The organism is Streptomyces sp. YKOK-I1 (assembly GCF_054660435.1).
Genome location: NZ_BAAGDR010000001.1, coordinates 7914114 through 7930472, shown reverse-complemented (window position 1 = coordinate 7930472; position 16359 = coordinate 7914114). Strand labels below are relative to the sequence as shown.

At 72.8% G+C, this 16359-nt stretch carries 15 protein-coding genes; 7 read left to right on the top strand and 8 right to left on the bottom strand.

The window, feature by feature from the left end; all coding sequences use genetic code 11:
- Nucleotide 1 precedes the first annotated feature (1 nt).
- A complete protein-coding gene (locus ACYQ8Q_RS35260; RefSeq protein WP_460070699.1) occupies nt 2-808 on the top strand; it encodes an ABC transporter permease in 807 nt (268 codons plus the stop codon).
- Between the two features lie 9 nt (nt 809-817).
- Here the strand turns inward: ACYQ8Q_RS35260 and ACYQ8Q_RS35255 are convergent, their stop codons facing one another.
- Nucleotides 818-1504: a TetR/AcrR family transcriptional regulator gene (locus ACYQ8Q_RS35255; protein ID WP_460070698.1), complete on the bottom strand. Its 687-nt coding sequence runs from the start codon at nt 1502-1504 to the stop codon at nt 818-820.
- Nucleotides 1505-1669: 165 nt separating this feature from the next.
- On the opposite strand from ACYQ8Q_RS35255, the gene ACYQ8Q_RS35250 reads away from it, so the two are divergent.
- Together ACYQ8Q_RS35250 and ACYQ8Q_RS35245 are read left to right on the top strand one after the other, a co-directional pair.
- Entirely contained in the window at nt 1670-2296 is a 627-nt protein-coding gene (locus ACYQ8Q_RS35250; protein ID WP_460070696.1) for an NADPH-dependent FMN reductase, read from the top strand.
- A gap of 11 nt (nt 2297-2307) precedes the next feature.
- Entirely contained in the window at nt 2308-3714 is a 1407-nt protein-coding gene (locus ACYQ8Q_RS35245) for a DHA2 family efflux MFS transporter permease subunit (RefSeq protein WP_460070695.1), read from the top strand.
- Between the two features lie 60 nt (nt 3715-3774).
- On the opposite strand, the gene ACYQ8Q_RS35240 is transcribed toward ACYQ8Q_RS35245, so the two are convergent.
- Nucleotides 3775-5034: an MFS transporter gene (locus tag ACYQ8Q_RS35240; protein ID WP_460070694.1), complete on the bottom strand. Its 1260-nt coding sequence runs from the start codon at nt 5032-5034 to the stop codon at nt 3775-3777.
- 105 nt (nt 5035-5139) lie between these two features.
- On the opposite strand from ACYQ8Q_RS35240, the gene ACYQ8Q_RS35235 reads away from it, so the two are divergent.
- A complete protein-coding gene (locus tag ACYQ8Q_RS35235; protein WP_460070692.1) occupies nt 5140-6225 on the top strand; it encodes an endo-1,4-beta-xylanase in 1086 nt (361 codons plus the stop codon).
- Here ACYQ8Q_RS35235 and ACYQ8Q_RS35230 read toward each other — a convergent pair.
- Nucleotides 6209-7510 (bottom strand): MFS transporter, encoded by a 1302-nt coding sequence (locus tag ACYQ8Q_RS35230; RefSeq protein ID WP_460070691.1) that lies wholly within the window; start codon nt 7508-7510, stop codon nt 6209-6211. The genes ACYQ8Q_RS35235 and ACYQ8Q_RS35230 overlap by 17 nt on opposite strands.
- Nucleotides 7507-8088 carry an ArsR/SmtB family transcription factor gene (locus ACYQ8Q_RS35225; RefSeq protein ID WP_460070690.1) on the bottom strand — a complete coding sequence of 194 codons (582 nt, stop codon included), beginning with the start codon at nt 8086-8088 and terminating at the stop codon, nt 7507-7509. The genes ACYQ8Q_RS35230 and ACYQ8Q_RS35225 overlap by 4 nt, the downstream gene beginning before the upstream one ends.
- A 153-nt stretch (nt 8089-8241) precedes the next feature.
- On the opposite strand from ACYQ8Q_RS35225, the gene ACYQ8Q_RS35220 reads away from it, so the two are divergent.
- The gene (locus ACYQ8Q_RS35220) at nt 8242-8826 is read left to right on the top strand and encodes a TetR/AcrR family transcriptional regulator (protein WP_460070689.1); all 585 of its coding nucleotides are present in this window, start codon (nt 8242-8244) and stop codon (nt 8824-8826) included.
- 10 nt (nt 8827-8836) lie between these two features.
- Here ACYQ8Q_RS35220 and ACYQ8Q_RS35215 read toward each other — a convergent pair whose 3' ends face one another.
- Nucleotides 8837-9628, bottom strand: a complete 792-nt coding sequence (locus tag ACYQ8Q_RS35215; RefSeq protein WP_460070688.1) for an isocitrate lyase/PEP mutase family protein — start codon at nt 9626-9628, stop codon at nt 8837-8839.
- 53 nt (nt 9629-9681) lie between these two features.
- The gene (locus tag ACYQ8Q_RS35210) at nt 9682-10062 is read right to left on the bottom strand and encodes a VOC family protein (RefSeq protein WP_460070687.1); all 381 of its coding nucleotides are present in this window, start codon (nt 10060-10062) and stop codon (nt 9682-9684) included.
- 152 nt (nt 10063-10214) lie between these two features.
- Between ACYQ8Q_RS35210 and ACYQ8Q_RS35205 the strand changes: the two genes are divergently transcribed.
- The gene (locus tag ACYQ8Q_RS35205) at nt 10215-11603 is read left to right on the top strand and encodes a hypothetical protein (protein ID WP_460070686.1); all 1389 of its coding nucleotides are present in this window, start codon (nt 10215-10217) and stop codon (nt 11601-11603) included.
- Here ACYQ8Q_RS35205 and ACYQ8Q_RS35200 read toward each other — a convergent pair.
- Together ACYQ8Q_RS35200 and ACYQ8Q_RS35195 are read right to left on the bottom strand one after the other, a co-directional pair.
- Complete coding sequence (locus tag ACYQ8Q_RS35200) at nt 11593-13344, bottom strand: DUF2264 domain-containing protein (protein WP_460070685.1); 1752 nt, start codon at nt 13342-13344, stop codon at nt 11593-11595. The genes ACYQ8Q_RS35205 and ACYQ8Q_RS35200 overlap by 11 nt on opposite strands.
- Nucleotides 13345-13429: 85 nt before the next feature.
- Nucleotides 13430-14482 (bottom strand): rhamnogalacturonan acetylesterase, encoded by a 1053-nt coding sequence (locus tag ACYQ8Q_RS35195; RefSeq protein ID WP_460070684.1) that lies wholly within the window; start codon nt 14480-14482, stop codon nt 13430-13432.
- Nucleotides 14483-14672: 190 nt separating this feature from the next.
- Between ACYQ8Q_RS35195 and ACYQ8Q_RS35190 the strand changes: the two genes are divergently transcribed.
- Nucleotides 14673-16352 (top strand): rhamnogalacturonan lyase B N-terminal domain-containing protein, encoded by a 1680-nt coding sequence (locus ACYQ8Q_RS35190; RefSeq protein ID WP_460070683.1) that lies wholly within the window; start codon nt 14673-14675, stop codon nt 16350-16352.
- Nucleotides 16353-16359: the final 7 nt, after the last annotated feature.

Below are 16359 nucleotides of genomic sequence, written 5' to 3'. Positions count from 1 at the left end.
GATGTCGCTGAAGTCCCTGCGCATCGTGTGGCGCATCACGCTGCTCAACATCCGTTCCTCGATGGAGTACCGCAGCGAGTTCCTGCTGAACATCGCGATCGGCGCGATCTGGCAGGTGTCGGTGATCGTGTTCGCGACCGTGCTGCTGTCCCGGTTCACCGGGATGGGCGGCTGGGACAGTTCGGAGGTGCTGCTGATCCCGGCGATCCGGATGCTCGCCCACGGTCTGATGGTGCTGCTGCTGGGACGGGTGCACTTCATCGGCCGGCAGATCCAGGAAGGGAAGATCGACGTCTATCTGCTGCGCCCCATGCCGGTGCACCGCCAGGTCCAGCTCGCCTACTTCCCGACCAACGCCATCGGCGATCTCACGGTGGCGACGGGTCTGATGGCGGGTGCGCTCGGCCGCAGTCAGCTGGACTGGACGGCGGGCCGGATCTCGTACCTGGTCGCCGCGGTCGTGGGCGGCATGCTGCTGGAGGCGGCGCTGTTCACGGCGGTGGCCTGCGCCGCGCTGCGCTTCCCGGCCGCCGACTACTGGAGCGGCTGGCTGGAGGAACTCCTCGGCACTTTCGGCAGCTACCCGCTGAACGTGCTGCCCCGGGCGGTCGGCGGTCTGCTGACGTACGGCCTTCCGCTCGCGTTCGTCGCCTACTTCCCGGCCGCCGTCCTCACCGGCCACGGCCATGGCACCGGCGTCCCCTACTGGCTGGCCGCGGCCTCCCCCCTGCTGGGTGTCCTGGCGTATCTGGGCTCCCGGCTGCTGTGGCGGTGGAGCCTGGGGAAGTACACCGGGGTGAACGGCTGACGCAGCGCCTCACGGCATCCGGTACGCCCGGACGAACGCCGCGACGCCCCCGACGACCAGGCGTTCCGTCTCCTCCTGGGGCACGGGCAGCACCCCGTAGTGGGACCGCTGGGTGAGGGTGTGCGAGATCAGGGCCATGAAGTGCGCGGCGGCGAGGGGGGCGTCGCCGCGCAGGTCGAGCAGACCGGCCTCGGCCAGAGTCTCGAACGCCCCGGCGAGGGCCTCGCCGGCCGGGCCCGGGCCGGCGTCCCGCCAGGCCTGGAGCACCTCGGGCGGCACATGGTCGGCCTCGGCGTGGATGTGCCGGACCAGCGCGAAGTGGCTCGGGTAGTCGTCCATGAGACCGACGAAGCTCCGGGCGAGCGCGACGAGATCGCGTTCCAGGTCCTGCGGGCGGGGCGGTCGTCCGGGGGCCAGCACGGCGTGCAGCCGGGCGATCTGGGCGTCCTTGACCTCGCCGGACGTCCAGGTGACGACCGTGCGGAAGAGCTGTGCCTTGCCGCCGGGGAAGTGGTTGTAGAGGGTGCGCGTCGACACCCCGGCCTCGGCGGCGAGCGCGTCGACCGAGGCGCGCGCGTACCCCTCCCGCCCGAAGACCGTGCAGGCCGCGCCCGCCATGGCGACCCACTTCTCCAGCTTCCGGGGCGAGTAGTCCCGTCGCGCCGCATCCATCCACGCGTCGTTGGTACCGCCCACCGCGTCTCCTCCCGTCCTCGCCTGCCCCCATCCTCACGTACGCGTCGGCGAATAACAACGAGCGTTGTAATTTCTACAACGGCCGTTGTAGTTTCTCGGGTGTGAGGCCGTACGGAGCGGCCGTCCCGCCCCTGAGGGGGCGCAGGGAGAACAAGGGGGACACCCATGCCCGTCAACACCGCCGCCGCTGCCGCCGCCCAGGAGGAGACGCCCTTACGGGTCGCCGTCGTCGTCGGCAGTGTCCGCGAGGGCCGTCAGGGCCGTGGGGTGGCCGAGTGGTTCCTCGGCGCCGCGGCCGCCCACGACGGCCTGGACCTGTTCGTTATCGACCTCGCGGACATCGACCTGCCCCTGGTCATGCCGGGCTGGGGGACGGCGCCGAGCACCGCGGCCGTGGCCGCCCTCGCGGACGTGTCACCGCGCCTGGCCGCCGCCGACGCGTTCGTGGTCGTCACGCCCGAGTACAACCACAGCTTCCCGGCCTCGCTGAAGAACTTCATCGACTGGCACCACGCACAGTGGCAGGCCAAGCCGGTCGGTTTCGTGTCGTACGGCGGACTCGCCGGCGGGGTGCGTGCGGTGGAACAACTCCGTCTGGTCTTCGCGGAGTTGCACGCCACGACCATGCGCGACGCGGTCAGTCTGCACGGTCCGTGGTCCGGGCTCGGTGAGGACGGCCGCCCCCGGGACGCCGCCGTGTGCGAGGGCGCAGCCAAGGGCATGCTCGGCCAACTCGCCTGGTGGGGACGGGCCTTGCGGGCGGCCCGCCGAGTCCACCCCTACCAGGGCTGAGGGCGCCCGCCATGACCACGGTACGGGCCGTGGAGACGGCGCCGGGAACCGACGCCGCCGTCCTGAACCGCACGCTCCTCGTCGTCGTCATCGGCTCGGTGATGTCGGTGCTGGACGTCACGATCGTCAACGTCGCGCTGCGCAGCCTGTCGGAGGCGTTCCGCGCCCCGCTGGAGACGGCCCAGTGGACGGTCACCGCGTACACGCTGGCACTGGCCGCCGTCGTGCCGACCGCCGCCTGGGCGATGGCACGCCTCGGCACCCGGCGCACGTATCTCGTCGCGCTCGTCCTGTTCACCCTCGGGTCGCTGCTCGCGGCCTGTGCCTGGGACATCGTGAGCCTGATCGTGTTCCGGGCGCTGCAGGGGCTCGGCGGCGGCCTGTTGATGCCCGTCGGCATGGCGATGGCGATGGGGGCCGCCGACCGGGAGCGGTACGGCCGCACGATGGCCCTGCTCGGACTGCCGGTCCTGGTCGGCCCGGTGGCCGGGCCGGTGCTCGGCGGCTGGCTGCTCGACGCGCTGTCCTGGCGCTGGATCTTCCTGGTCAACCTGCCCGTCGGAGTGGTGGCGTCGGTGCTCGCGGCGAAGCTGCTGCGCCCGGACCCGCCCCGTGGCACGGCGCCCGCGCCCCGGCTCGACGTGCCCGGTCTGCTGATGCTGTCCCCGGGGCTCGCGCTGCTGCTGTTCGGACTGGCGCGCGGCGGCGAGCGGGGCGAGTTCGCCGCACCGGCCGCGCTGGTGCCCGCGCTGGCCGGAGCGGCCCTGATCGCCGGATTCGTGGGGCGGGCGCTGTCGGTACGGCACCCGCTGCTGGATCTGCGGCTGCTGACGGACCGCACGTTCGGCGTGAGCATCGCCACCCTGGCGTTGTTCAGCTGCGGCTACTTCGGGTCGATGCTGCTCGGGCCGGTGTACTGGCAGCAGGTGCGCGGCTGGAGCCCGACGGCCACGGGGCTGCTGGGGGTGCCGGTCGGGCTCGCGGTCGGTACGACCATGCAGATCGCGGCGCGCAACGTCGACAAGGTGTCGCCGCGGCGGCTGATCCGGGCCGGGATCGCGGTGGGCGCCCTCGGCATGGCGCTGACGGGCCTGGCCCTCGGGACGGCGGACGTGCCCGCCTGGCGGCCGGTCGCCGCCACGGTGTTGCTGGGGGTGGGCGCCGGGATGGTGCTGATGCCGACGATGACGACGGCGAGCCGCGACCTGCCGAAGGAGCGGCTGGCCGCGGCGACCACGGCGCTGAGCATCAACGCCCAGGTGAGCGCGTCGGCCGGCACCGCGCTGGTGTCGGTGGTGCTGGGCTCGGCGGGCCTGGATCCGGCGGGCTTCCGCACCGCCTGTCTGGTGGCCGCCGCGCTGCTCGCGCTGGCGCTGCTCCCCGCGACGGGGCTGCCCATCCGGAAGAGGACGCAATGAACGGCGCCGGGCGGGGGTGACCGGTCACCGCGATCACCCCGGTCGCCTGGGTCACCTCGGTCACCTCCGCCCGGCACCCCGCACCGGCGTCAGCAGGGCGACCCCGGCGAGCAGGACGCAGGCCGCGCCCGCCGCCAGGGCCACGGGGGCCGTGCCGTGGTGTTCCGCCGTCCACGTCAGGACGGCCGCGCCGACGGGGGCCGCCGCGTACTGGAGGGTCCAGAAGGCGGAGGTGACCCGGCCCAGCAGGGGTTCGGGGGTGACCTCCTGGCGCAGGGACATCGAGCAGGTGCCGGCGACGGCGACGCAGGCCAGGAAGACGGCGGCGAGGGCGCCGACGACGGGCACGTCCCGGGCCCGCCCCAGGCCCGCGACGGCGGCGCCGCTCACGGCGACCGCCGCCGTCCAGGTCCGGCCGAAGCCCAGCCTGCGGCGCACCCGCGCCACCAGCAGGGACCCGGTGACGGTGCCGAGCGCGCCGACCGCCAGGACGGTGCCGACGGTGCCGTCGTCATGGCCGAGGTCGTGCTTGAGGTGGTAGACGAGCAGGTCGTTGAGTCCGAGGGTGAGGAAGCTGAGGACGAAGAGGAGGGCGGTCAGCGCACGCAGCACCGGATGGCCGTACAGGAACGCCACCCCGGTCCGCAGGTCCCGCCACAGCCCGGCCCGTTCGGCCGGTTCCTCGTCCGCCGGCCGCCGCCGGATCCGTACGACGGCCAGACAGGCGGCCGAGACGCCGAAGCTGGCCGCGTCGACGCCGATCGCGGCGGCCGGTCCCGCCCAGCCCGCGAGGACACCGGCGCACAGCGGGCCCAGGACGCCGGCCGTGGCGGCGGTCGCGTTGAGGCGGCCGTTGGCCTCCGTGAGCTGCGCGGTGCCGACCAGGCCGCGGACCACGGTGACGTAGCCGACCGCGAACAGCATGCCCACGGCCTCGCACAGCGGCAGCACGGTGTAGAGCAGCCAGACCTGCGGTCCGGCGAGCCACGCCAGCGGGATCAGCGCGTAGAGCGCCATCCGCACCAGGTCGCAGCCGATGAGGAGGCGCCGCCGGTCGACCCGGTCCACCACCGCCCCGGCGAACACGGCGGCGACGACCGAGGCGGCACCGCCGACCGCCGTGAGCAGGCCCATCCGGGCGAGCGAGCCGGTGGCCTGCAGGACGAGCAGGGGCAGGGCGACGAGCGCGAAGGAGTCACCGAGGAAGGACAGGGTCTGCGCGGCCCAGAAGACCCCGAAGTCCCGCTGCCGCCACAGGGGTTGCTCGCGGCTCTCGGGGGCGGTCCGCCCCGTGCGGCCGCCGCGCGCCCGGTACGCCAACCGTCCCCCCCTCCCCCTGCCGTACCCTCCGGCAACCTTAGGGCCGTCGGCGGCGACCTGGAGGGGAAGCACCCACATCGCCACGCCCCACCCCGAGGAGCCATCGTGCCCCACACCCCGGTGAACCACCGCCGCCGGCGCCGCCTCCTGCGTCCCGTCCCGCTCGCCGTCGTGGGCGCGCTCGTCGCCGCCACCGCCGTCGCGCTGCCGCATCTGACGCCCGAGGCCTCGGCCGCCACCACCCTGCGCGGATACGCCGACGGGCGCGGGGTGCGGATCGGCGCGGCGGTCGGCGACGCCCCGCTGACCTCCGACACCTCGTACACCACCGTCCTGGACCGGGAGTTCAACTCGGTGACGGCGGAGAACGCGATGAAGTGGGACGCGGTCGAACCGAGCCGGGGCAGCTTCAACTGGGCCGCCGCGGACCGGCTGGTGGCGCACGCCGCGGCGCACCACCAAGGGGTGCGGGGTCACACACTCGTCTGGTACGCGCAGTTGCCGTCCTGGCTGAAGAACGGCACCTTCTCCGCGACCGAGCTGAACTCTCTCCTCAAGAGCCACATCGACACCGAGGTCGGCCGCTACAAGGGCAAGGTGTACGCCTGGGACGTGGTCAACGAGGCGTTCAACGAGGACGGTTCGATGCGCGGTTCGCTGTGGCAGAACAAGCTGGGCACCGGATACATCGCCAACGCGCTGAAGTGGGCGCACGCCGCCGATCCCGCCGCGAAGCTGTACATCAACGACTACAACATCGAGGCGGCGGGCGCCAAGAGCGATGCCCTGTACGCGCTGGCGAAGCAACTCCGCGCACAGGGCGTGCCGTTGCACGGCATCGGCTTCCAGTCGCACTTCGAGGTGGGCAAGGTGCCCGCGTCGATGAAGGCGAACCTGAAGCGGTTCTCCGACCTCGGCCTGGAGGTGTCGGTCACCGAGCTCGACATCCGTATCCCGCTGCCCGCCTCCGCCGCCGAACTCGCCCAGCAGTCCGCCGACTACAAGAAGGCGAGCGAGAACTGCCTCGGTGTGGCCCGGTGCGCCGGGGTCACCCTGTGGGGCGTCACCGACAAGTACTCGTGGGTGCCGGGCACGTTCAGCGGCTACGGGGCGGCACTGCCGTACAACGAGGGCTACACGGCGAAGCCGGCGTACACCGGCCTGTCGAACGGCCTCAATCCGCACGCGTGACCGGCGCGGGCTCCGGGGCCTCGACGGGCCGTTCGGGCCGGGGGATGTCGTCCAGGTCGCGGATGGCCGGGATCGGTGAGCGCAGCAGCCACAGCACCGACAGCGCGCCGCCCACGGCGGCCACGGTGAAGGCCGCGCGCAGGCCCACGGCGGTGGCGAGTCCGCCGCCGACCAGGGCGCCCAGGGGCCGTACCCCGTAGTTGACCGTGCTGTACGCGCCGATCACCCGGCCCCGGAGGCCGTCCGGAGTCACCGCCGTGTCCAGCGAGTTGAGGTTGACGTCGAAGATCATGACGCCGAAGCAGGAGAGGAACCAGGCGGCCGCCAGCACCGCGGCCCGGGCGAGGAACGGCCCCTGGGCGGCCCAGAGCAGCGCGAGGGGCGCCGGGAACACGACGGCGCCCACCGCGATGCTGCGGCCGAGGCCGATCCGCCGGGACAGCGCGGGTGCGGTCACCGCCCCGAGGAGCGCCCCGAGCGCCCCCGCCCCGAACGCCAGCCCGGTCGCCGCCGGGGACAGCCCGAGTTCCCGGTCGGCGAACAGCACCAGCAGCCCGGTGCCGGTCAGGAAGGTGAAGAAGTTGACGGTCGCCGAGCAGCCGAGGCTCGCCCGCAGCACCGGCTGACGCAGCACGAAGGCGAGCCCTTCCCCGGCGAGCCGCGGCAGGGACGGCCCGTCGGGGCCGACGGGCTCCGGTTCGTCGACGCGGACCGGGCGCAGCAGCAGCGCCGACGCCAGGAAGGACAGACAGTCGGCCGCGACGGCGACCGGCGCGGTCAGCAGCTGGACCAGGCCGCCGCCCAGGGCCGGACCGGCCACGAAGGACACCGAACGGCTCGCGGCGAGCTTGCTGTTGGCGTCGAGGTACGACGACTGCGGCACGAGGTGGGCGAAGAAGCTCTGGTACGCCGACCCGAACACCACCGCCGCCGCCCCGCTCAGCGCCGCCACCGCGTAGAGCTGGGCCAGGGTGAGCTCGCCCAGGAGCGCCGCGACCGGCAGGGTGAGCAGCAGGGCGGCGCGCACCAGATCGGTGCCGATCATGAGCCGGCGCTTGCCGGGGCGCCGGTCGACCCAGGCGCCGAGGAACAGCCCGAACAGGTTCGGCACCCAGACGAGTGCCGTCAGCCATGCCACCTCGGCGGCGGAGGCGTGCAGGGTCCCGACCGCGACCAGCGGCAGCGCGAGGTCGGAGACCCGGTCGCCGCACTGGGAGACGGTCTGCCCGGCCCAGAACCGCAGGAACCGGCCGTCACGCCACAACGAGCCCGGGCCCGCCCTCACTCCGCGGCGCCCTCGGGAAGTGTGTACGTGAGGACGCGCACGCCCCGGCTGCCGGGCGGCCACGGCTCCCCCTTGCGGGCGAGATACGGCGCGAGAAGTTCCTCGACGGCCTCCTGGAGCCCGGCCAGTTCCTCGGCGGTGACGACGATCCGGCTGTTCAGCCCGCCGGCCCGGGCCACCCACTCCGGCTCCAGGTCCGGTTCGGTCTCGGTGAGCCAGCGCACCGGCAGTCCGGCGGTCCGCGCGAACATCTCCGCGACCAGGACCCGCGCGGCCGAGCGCCCCTCCGCGTCCTCCGGCGCCCGGAACCGGAAGCCCCGGCCCACCGACTCCCAGCGCCGCTCCCGCCGGTCCGTCCCGGCCTCGGCGTCGCGGACCAGCCCGAAGCCGGCGAGATGGCGCAGATGCCAGCTCGTCACGGACGGCGTCGCACCGACGTGCGGGGAGAGCTGCGTGGCCGTGGCGGGCCCGTACCGCTGGAGCCGTTCCAGCACGGCCAGCCGCACCGGGTGCGCGAGCGCCCGCATGGCCTTGGGATCGGTGAGTTCGACATCGCCCGATCGGTTACCCGCATCCATGGCGTGAGAGTGTCGTCTCATACCGGTCGGGAGTCAACTCGCCCACGGAAAAGGGTGGTTGATCAGGGAGTCGACGGCCTCCGGGGAAAGCGGGCCGGTCCCCTCTAGGATCGCTCCCGAACTGTCCAGGCCCGAACACCCAAGGCGGTCCCCATGCCCCGAGCCGGCCTCACCGCCGACCGACTGGTCGCGGCCGCCGCCGAACTGGCCGACGAGGCCGGGCCCGACGGCGTCACCCTCTCGGCGCTGGCCCGGCGCTTCGGCGTCAAGGACGCGAGCCTGTACTCCCACGTCAAGAACCTCAAGGACCTGCGGACCCGGCTCGCGCTGTTCGTCGGCGGCGAGATGATCGACCGGATCGCACCGGCCGTCGCCGGGCTCGCCGGCAAGGACGCGCTCGCCGCGTTCGCCGGGGCCTACCGGGAGTACGCCCTCCAGCACCCCGGACGGTACGCGGCCGCGCAGATCCGTATCGACCAGGGCACCGCGGTCGACTCCGCCGCGATGCGCCGCACCGCCGAGATCACCCATGGCATGCTCCGCGCCTACGGCCTCGCCGAACCCGACCTCACCGATGCCGTCCGCCTGTTGCGCAGCACCTTCCACGGCTACTGCGCCCTGGAGGCCGGCGGATCGTTCGGCGCGCCCCGGGACGTCCAGCGGTCGTGGGAGAAGGCGATCGACGCGCTGCACACCGCGCTGACGCACTGGCCCAGGGAGGCCGACGGGGCGGCCTGACCCCAGGGGCTCAGGCCGATGGGTCCGGGGTGGCGAGGGCCTGGACATCGCCGTACGACGGTGTCCTCCCCTCGGGCGCACGGCCGTCACGGATCCCGGTCATCGCCTCCAGCGCGGCGCCGAGTGCCCGCCGGTACAGCAGCGAACCCAGGCTGACCCGGCGCACCCCGAGTCCGGCTAGCTGCGGGACGGTCGGGCCGGCCGGGGAGAAGAGGAGGTTGAGGGGGGTGTCGAGGCGGGCGACGAGTGCGGCGATCCGCGCCGGATCGGTCAGCCCGGGGACGAACACGCCGTCGGCGCCCGCCTGTTGGTAGGTGTCGAGACGGGAGAGGGTCTCGCGCCACTTCTCGTCTTCACCCGCCTCCTTCTCGTCCTGGCCCAACCAGTAGGTGTCCGTACGGGCGTTGACGAAGAGACCGGGCGCGGCCCGCTTGACCGCGGCGATCTTCGCCGCGTGCCGGCCGGCGGGTCCGAGGGCGTCCTCCAGGTTGATGCCGACCGCTCCCACGGCGGCGAGGCGGCGGGCGAACTCCCCCACCTCGTCCGGGTCTTCGCCGAAACCGCCCTCCGCGTCCACGGAGAGGAGGAACGGCTGCGAGCCGAGGACGAGGGCGAGGCGGAGGGTCTCGTCACGGGTCGCCGACTCCCCGTCGGGCAGACCGGCGGCCGCGGCGACGGCCAGACTCGTCGTGCCGATCGCCGGGAAGCCCAGTCCAGCCAGGGCCCGCGCGGAGGCGTGGTCCCAGGCGTTGGGCAGCAGGAGCGGGGAGTCGGCGCGATGGAGTGCGGCGAAGGGGGTCATACGGGCAGGTTAGGGGCCTGATGGTTCGGCTCCGGCCGAACCGTGGCCGACGGTCAGCCCGCCGCGGGGGCCGCCCGCTCCGACCGGCTGCGCTCCACGCAGAACTCGTTGCCCTCCGGGTCCGCGAGCAGGGCCCACCCGGTGCCGTCGGGCCTGCGCCGGTCGGCGACCAGCGTGGCGCCGAGGGCGAGCAGCCGCTCGACCTCCTCGTCCCGGGTGCGGTCCTGCGGCTCCAGGTCGAGGTGCACACGGTTCTTGATCGTCTTGGCCTCCGGCACGGTGACGAAGAGCAGTCCCGCGCCCTCGATCAACACCTCCTCGGCGCCGGGCTTGTCGTCCTCGTGGACGGGAAGACCGAGCACCTCGGACCAGAAGGAGGCCACGGCGTAGGCGTCGGAACAGTCGATCGTCACATGGCGGATGGCAGAAGTCATGCGGGGATTGTGGTGCAGGGCCTGCCTCGCGGCAACGCGATTACGCCTCCGCGGGAGCCTCTCGCGGTGCGCCCGAAGGACCCGGTGCGGCAGGCGCAGGAATTCTCTTCCGCCCCGGCAACCCTTTTCCGCCCCGGTGGCAACAACAGGCCATGACAACTGCTCGACGCACAACGCGCCACCGCCGCATCCGCGCGGCCCGCAAGCCCGCGATCGGCGCCCTGGCGGCCGCCGGGGTGCTCGCCGGCGCGTGGTACGCCACCGCCGGGGCCGCGCCCGCCACCGCCCCGAACCTCGCTCCCACCACCACCGCCGTGGCCCTCACCGCCAAGTTCCCCTACTTGTCGGCCGGTTACAACAACACGCGGGAGTGGACGCGGACGACGACCGCGGTGGCCCCGAACGGGACGCTGCGGGTGGCCTGGCCCGCCGCGGACGGCATCCACGTCACCCCGCTGACCGCCGCCGGGAAGCGCTCGGGCGCGGACACGGTCGTCAAGGGGGCCAAGGAGGTCGGCGGCCTGGTCGCGCACAACGACGGCTTCGCGCTGCTCACCCGGGTCGCCGACACCAACAAGTGGAAGGACACGGCGGCCGCGATCATCCGGTACACGGGCGGCAAGCAGACCTTCCGCACCAAGCTCACCGGCACCGCGTCGAACGACACCTCCCCGGTGCTGGACGGCCAGCTCACCTGGAACGGCACCAAGTACGGCGCCTATTTCGTCGTGCACGGCGCGGGCGGCTTCGCCGACGGGCACTACGGCGACAAGCTGCAGTACATCAGCGCCAAGGGCGCCAAGCTCGGCGGCGGCTGGGGCTGGGGGTGCAGCCACAACGAGGGCATCGCGCTGCACGCCGAGACCACCGGCGCGTTCACCTCCCTGTGCTTCGACGACTGGCGTTCGGGCCTGTTCGTCTCCACGAAGATCGGCGCACCGGACGTCGCCCCGGTCGTGCAGCGCGAGCAGTGCTGGGCGGGCTACTGCGGCGGCACGTTCCCGGGCCGTACGGGTGATCTGGTGAAGTCCTCCACCGGCCGGTACGTCACGGCGTTCGCCTCGCGCGGGGCGGCCTCCGCGAAGAAGAACCCGGACGACTCCAGCGGGCGGGGCTGGACGGTCAAGCCGAAGACCAGCACCCACCAGGTCGCCGTGGCCTTCATGAAGAACCGCAACTCCGGTCCCGGCAAGGCGGTCTACCTCACCAGCGCGGCCGGCACCGAGAACGTCAACGTCCATGTCGCCCCGTACGGCAAGGACCGGCTCCTGGTGTCCTGGGAGTCCCTGAAGAACGCCAAGTGCGCCTCCGGCACCTGCACGGGCACCTTCACCGGCACCCATCTGCGTCTCATCGACTGGACCGGCAAGTTCCAGAGCGCGGACAAGGTGGTGAACACCCGGATCAGCGGTGACATCGCGGTCCTCAAGGACGGGACGCTCACCTGGGCGTACGCTCCCGTGACCCCGACCTACGCCAAGCCGCTGACCGGGGCCTCGCCGACCACGACGACCCTGCGGATCGCCCGGCTCAAGCCCTGACCCGTACGGCGTCCCCCGACAGGGTCACCCGGACCTCCGGGCCGTCGCTCCAGCGGACCCGGATCCCGTCCGGCCCGTCCGCCCGCACGGAAACCGTCTCCTCCAGGGGGACGGTTTCCGGCTCGGCGGTGAGCCGGGCGAGCGCGACGAAGAGGGTGCCGCCGGCCCCCGTAGTACCTGCGAGGGAGTCGGTGCCGGCCGGGGTCGCGGTGTCGCCGGGGGCTTCGGTGTCGGCGGCGGCGTCCTCGGCGGAGGCCTCCAGGCCGTGGACCGGGACGAGGTCCGCCCGCAGCCCGTCCCCCGCGTGCCATCCGGTGACCCGGACCGGCGTGCCCGGCGCCGCCCCCGTCACGAGATGGGCCCGCACCTCCGTCGCCCCGCGCGCCAGCAGCACGCTCGTCACCCGTGCCCCGCCGCCCGCGGTGTGCCGGGAGGCCACCCACCCGTCGCCGGCGCCCAGCGGCTCGATACCCGTACGCCCCGGGTCTCCCCCGACCATCACACTGTTGTCGTACGAGGGGGAGGGCGCCGTCACCGTGGAGTACGCCAGCCGGGTGTAGTACGGGTCGTAGCGGACGTCCTCGCTGCCGTGGTTGTGCAGCCGGACCACGCCGTCCGCCCGTGTCGACTGGAGCAGCCAGTTGGGCGCGGCGACCGGGGTCACCGCGTCCTCGCGCTCCGCCGGGCCCGGCTCCTCCCCGGCCGTCCACACCTCGTGGTCCGGCGGGAGCAGCAGGCCGAGGAACCCCTTGCTCGCCCAGTAGGGGGAGGCGGGGCCCGAGTAGCCCTGGAGGACGGCGGGGTCGGGGCCGTGCCAGCCGAGGGTGAGCAGCCCGCGCTCGTCCACGGCGTCCCGCTCCAGGAAGTACTTCAGGGCGCCCGAGGCCAGTCGGCGGGTCTCGCCGGGCGACAGCGGGGTGCGGCCGGTGAGGGCGCCCAGCCACAGCGGGGCGGTGGTCGCGAAGCGGTAGGTGAGGGAGCGGCCCTGGTGCATCGGGGCGCCGTCGCCGCCGAACAGCCGCGCGTAGTCGGCGAGGTGGGTCTCGAGCCGGCTTCCGTATACCGCCAGCAGTCGACTGTCGTCGGCGAGCCAGGCGTGCAGCACCGGATACAGGTGCATGGCCCAGCCGTTGTAGTAGTCGTACTTCCGGCCGTCGCCGTCCGTGTACCAGCCGCCGCCGACGTACCACTGCTCGATCCGTTCCAGCCCGCGGTCGACCGCCTTGCCGGCCGCCTCGCTCTCGTGGCCGATCTCCTGGAGGAAGCCGCCGACCGTGACGGGGAACAACTCCCAGTTGCAGGGCCAGGGTTCGGCGGTCAGCGCGTCGCCGAGCCAGTGCGCGGCGCGCTGCCGCACGGTGTCGTCGAGGCGGTCCCACAGGAGGGGGCGGGTCAGCCGCAGCGCGAGGGCGACGGACGCGGCCTCGACGAGCGGCTGGCTGCGGTCCTCGATCCGGGGCCAGACGCCCGAGACGCCGGCCGTGAGTCCGTCGGCGTACCGCTCCAGGGCTGTCTCGTCGCGGCGGAACGCGGCGAGAAGCAGGGTCCGTGCGTACCCCTCCAGTCCGTCGGAGAGGCGGCCCGCCCAGCTCTGCCGGTCGCCGGGGAAGTGGTAGAGGGCGCGGTCCTCGGTGGCGTACGGCTCCACCGCGGCCAGCAGCGCGTCGGCGGCGGCCTCCCAGTGGGCGCGGGTGAAGCCGGTGCGGGGGCTGAGGGCGGGGTCGGGAGGCGGCAGGTGCATCGGCGGTTTCTCTCTCGGCGCGGGGGGGGCGGGGCGGGTCAGGCCCTGGGGGCGTCCCGGTTCCGGTCGGGGCGCCCCCAGGAGTTCATCCCACCCGTACGGTGCCCCGGGGCACCAGGTGCTGGGCGGCGAGCTCGTCGCGGACCAGGCCCGCGTAGACCGTGGCTCCGTGCACGGAGGTGTGTGTGTTGTCGCGTTTCTCGTTGTACAGGTACAGCGCCTTGGAGCCCTCCACGCCCAGAGACTCCACCAGCGCCTTGGTCTTGGCGGTGAGGTCGATCAACGGTACGTCCTGGGCGGCGGCGACCGAGCGGATCACCGCCGGGTGGTCGACGCCGAGTCCGTTGACCAGCAGGGCCGTTCCGTTGTTCAGTGTGCCGTCGGCGTTGAACCAGCGGCGCACGACGGGGGTGACGAGGACGGGCCGGCCGCCCTTCTCCCGGACCCCCGCCACCAGTGTCTCCAGGTTCGCGCGGTACGTCACCTCGTCGGTCGTCTTGTCGTTGTGCGCGAGCTGGACCAGGACCAGGTCGCCGGGGCGGATCAGCGGCTGGACGGTGGCCCAGAGCTGGGGGTTCTGCAGGTAGGTGACCGTACTCTCGCCGGAATCGGCGTAGTTGGCGACGGAGACGCCCCGGCGCAGGTACTGCGGCAGTTCCTGGCCCCAGCCGGTGTAGGGGTCGCCGGGCTGGTCGCAGACGGTGGAGTCGCCGACCAGGAAGACCTGCCGGGGGTGCCGGGCGGGAGTGACCCGGATGTCCGCGAGGGCGGGTGCGCTGCCGCCGAGTGCCAGGTCCAGTCCGGGAGTTCCCTCGGCGCCGGTCGGTTCGCCCTCCGGCGTACGGACGTTCACCGTGAAGCTGCGGACGGCGCGTCCGCCGGCCGGGACCGCGGTCTCGGCGAGGAGCGCCCGCCGGGTCTCCCCGCTGACGGAGGTGCTGGAGTCGGTGTCGCCGCCGAGGACGACGCGGACGTCGTAGGTGCCGGGCGGGACGTCGAAGTGGCAGGCGCCGGCGGTGCAGTGGTCGATGCCGAGGGGTGCGGGGCGGTGCTCGTGCGCCTGCGCGGTGGCGGGGAGGGCCGTGAGGACGGCGGTCAGGGCCAGTGCGGTCGGCACGGCGATGGTGAAACGTCTCACTGGGGCTCCTCCGTCACGGCGGCAGTCCTGGCGGCTGGACCGTACCGCCATTGGCAAGCGCTTTCTAGACCTTGAACCGATTTCACGAGATTGCCAACCTCCCACCGGCGAAAGCCCTTTCGCGAAATCGATTCAACTGTCACTCTCTCCCACACCCGCACACCCCACACCTCCCGAAGGAGGCTCCCCCATGTCCGGATCCGACAGCCACCCGGTCCGACGCCGCACCTTCGTCCTCTCCGCCGCGGCCGCCGCCGGCACGGCGGCCCTCGCCGGCCCGCTCGCCTCCCCCGCCTCCGCGGCGGCCTTCGGCTGGAGCGACGACGGCTCCCACTACGTCGTCGACACCGGCGCGAGCCTCGTCTTCAAGGTCAGCAAGACCAACGGGGACCTGACCTCGCTGGTCTACAAGGGCACCGAGTACCAGGGCTACGACGGCAAGAACTCGCACATCGAATCCGGCCTCGGCACCTCGACGGTGACGATCGCCCAGTCCGGCTCGACGATCCTGATCTCGGTCGCCTACGGCACGCTCAAGCACTACTACGCGGCCCGCAGCGGCGTGAACAACGTCTACCTCTGGACCAACAAGGCCGACACCTCGGTCTCGGCCACCCGCTATATCGTCCGCGTGAAGAAGGGCCTGTTCCTCAACGACGAGCCCGACTCCTACACCTACACGTCCTCCACCATCGAGGCCTCGGACGTGTTCGCGAAGTCCGACGGCCAGACCCGCTCGAAGCACTACGCGAAGGTGCGGGTGATCGACTACGACTACATCGGATGGTCCACGGGATCCGTCGGACTGTGGATCGTCCGCAGCAACCACGAGAAGGCCTCCGGCGGACCCTTCTACCGCTCCCTGCTGCGCCACCAGAGCGCCGACGGCGGCGGCCTGTACGAGATCCTCTACTACGGCGAGAACCAGACCGAGGCCCAGCGCTTCGGCCTCCAGGGCCCGTACGTCATCGCCTTCACGGACGGCGGAGCCCCCTCCTCGTCCCTCTACCCGGCCACCCTGACCACGTCCTGGGCGGACTCCCTCGGCATCTCCGGGTACGTCTCCGCGAGCGGCCGGGGCCGGGTGGCCGGCGTGGGCATCAGCGGGCGCAACACGGCGTACCCGTACACCGTCGGGCTCGCCAACTCGGCCGCGCAGTACTGGGGGTCGGCTCGGGCCTCGGACGGCTACTTCTCCATCGGCGGGGCGCTGCCGGGGACGTACACGCTGACCGTCTACAAGGGCGAGTTGGCTGTATACAGTACGCAGGTGACGGTGTCCGCCGGCGGGACGACCACCCTCAACACGATCGCGATCCCGTCCTCCAACGACCCGGGCAACGCGAGCGCGATCTGGCGCATCGGGGACTGGAACGGCACGCCCGGCGGCTTCAAGAACGCCGACCTGATGACGTACGCGCACCCCTCCGACGTACGGGCCGCCTCCTGGACGGGCAACGTGGTCATCGGCAGCGGCACCGAGACCTCCGCCTTCCCCTGCTATCTGTGGAAGGACGTCAACAGCGGCATCATCGTCCACTTCCGGCTGACCGCCGCCCAGGCCGCCGCCGCGCACACCCTGCGCATCGGCGTGACGACGGCCTACGCCAACGGCCGGCCGCAGATCGCCGTCAACGACACCTGGACCTCGGCCGTCCCCTCCCCGCCCACCCAGCCGAGCACCCGGTCGCTGACCGTGGGCTCCTACCGGGGCAACAACTACACGTTCACCTACAGCGTGCCGGCGTCCGCCTGGCTGACGGACACCAGCGCCTACAACCAGCTGAAGATCTACGTGGCGAGCGGCTCGGGGACGACGTCCTTCCTCAGCGCGGGCACATCGATCGACGCGATCGACCTGCTCGCCTGACGTCACG

Coding starts and splice junctions, on each gene's coding strand:
- ACYQ8Q_RS35210 (WP_460070687.1), bottom strand. CDS start 10,062: ATGACTTCTGCCATCCGCCATGTGACGATCGACTGTTCCGACGCCTAC.
- ACYQ8Q_RS35190 (WP_460070683.1), top strand. CDS start 14,673: ATGTCCGGATCCGACAGCCACCCGGTCCGACGCCGCACCTTCGTCCTC.
- ACYQ8Q_RS35225 (WP_460070690.1), bottom strand. CDS start 8,088: ATGGATGCGGGTAACCGATCGGGCGATGTCGAACTCACCGATCCCAAG.
- ACYQ8Q_RS35220 (WP_460070689.1), top strand. CDS start 8,242: ATGCCCCGAGCCGGCCTCACCGCCGACCGACTGGTCGCGGCCGCCGCC.
- ACYQ8Q_RS35245 (WP_460070695.1), top strand. CDS start 2,308: ATGACCACGGTACGGGCCGTGGAGACGGCGCCGGGAACCGACGCCGCC.
- ACYQ8Q_RS35200 (WP_460070685.1), bottom strand. CDS start 13,344: ATGCACCTGCCGCCTCCCGACCCCGCCCTCAGCCCCCGCACCGGCTTC.
- ACYQ8Q_RS35205 (WP_460070686.1), top strand. CDS start 10,215: ATGACAACTGCTCGACGCACAACGCGCCACCGCCGCATCCGCGCGGCC.
- ACYQ8Q_RS35215 (WP_460070688.1), bottom strand. CDS start 9,628: ATGACCCCCTTCGCCGCACTCCATCGCGCCGACTCCCCGCTCCTGCTG.
- ACYQ8Q_RS35260 (WP_460070699.1), top strand. CDS start 2: ATGTCGCTGAAGTCCCTGCGCATCGTGTGGCGCATCACGCTGCTCAAC.
- ACYQ8Q_RS35250 (WP_460070696.1), top strand. CDS start 1,670: ATGCCCGTCAACACCGCCGCCGCTGCCGCCGCCCAGGAGGAGACGCCC.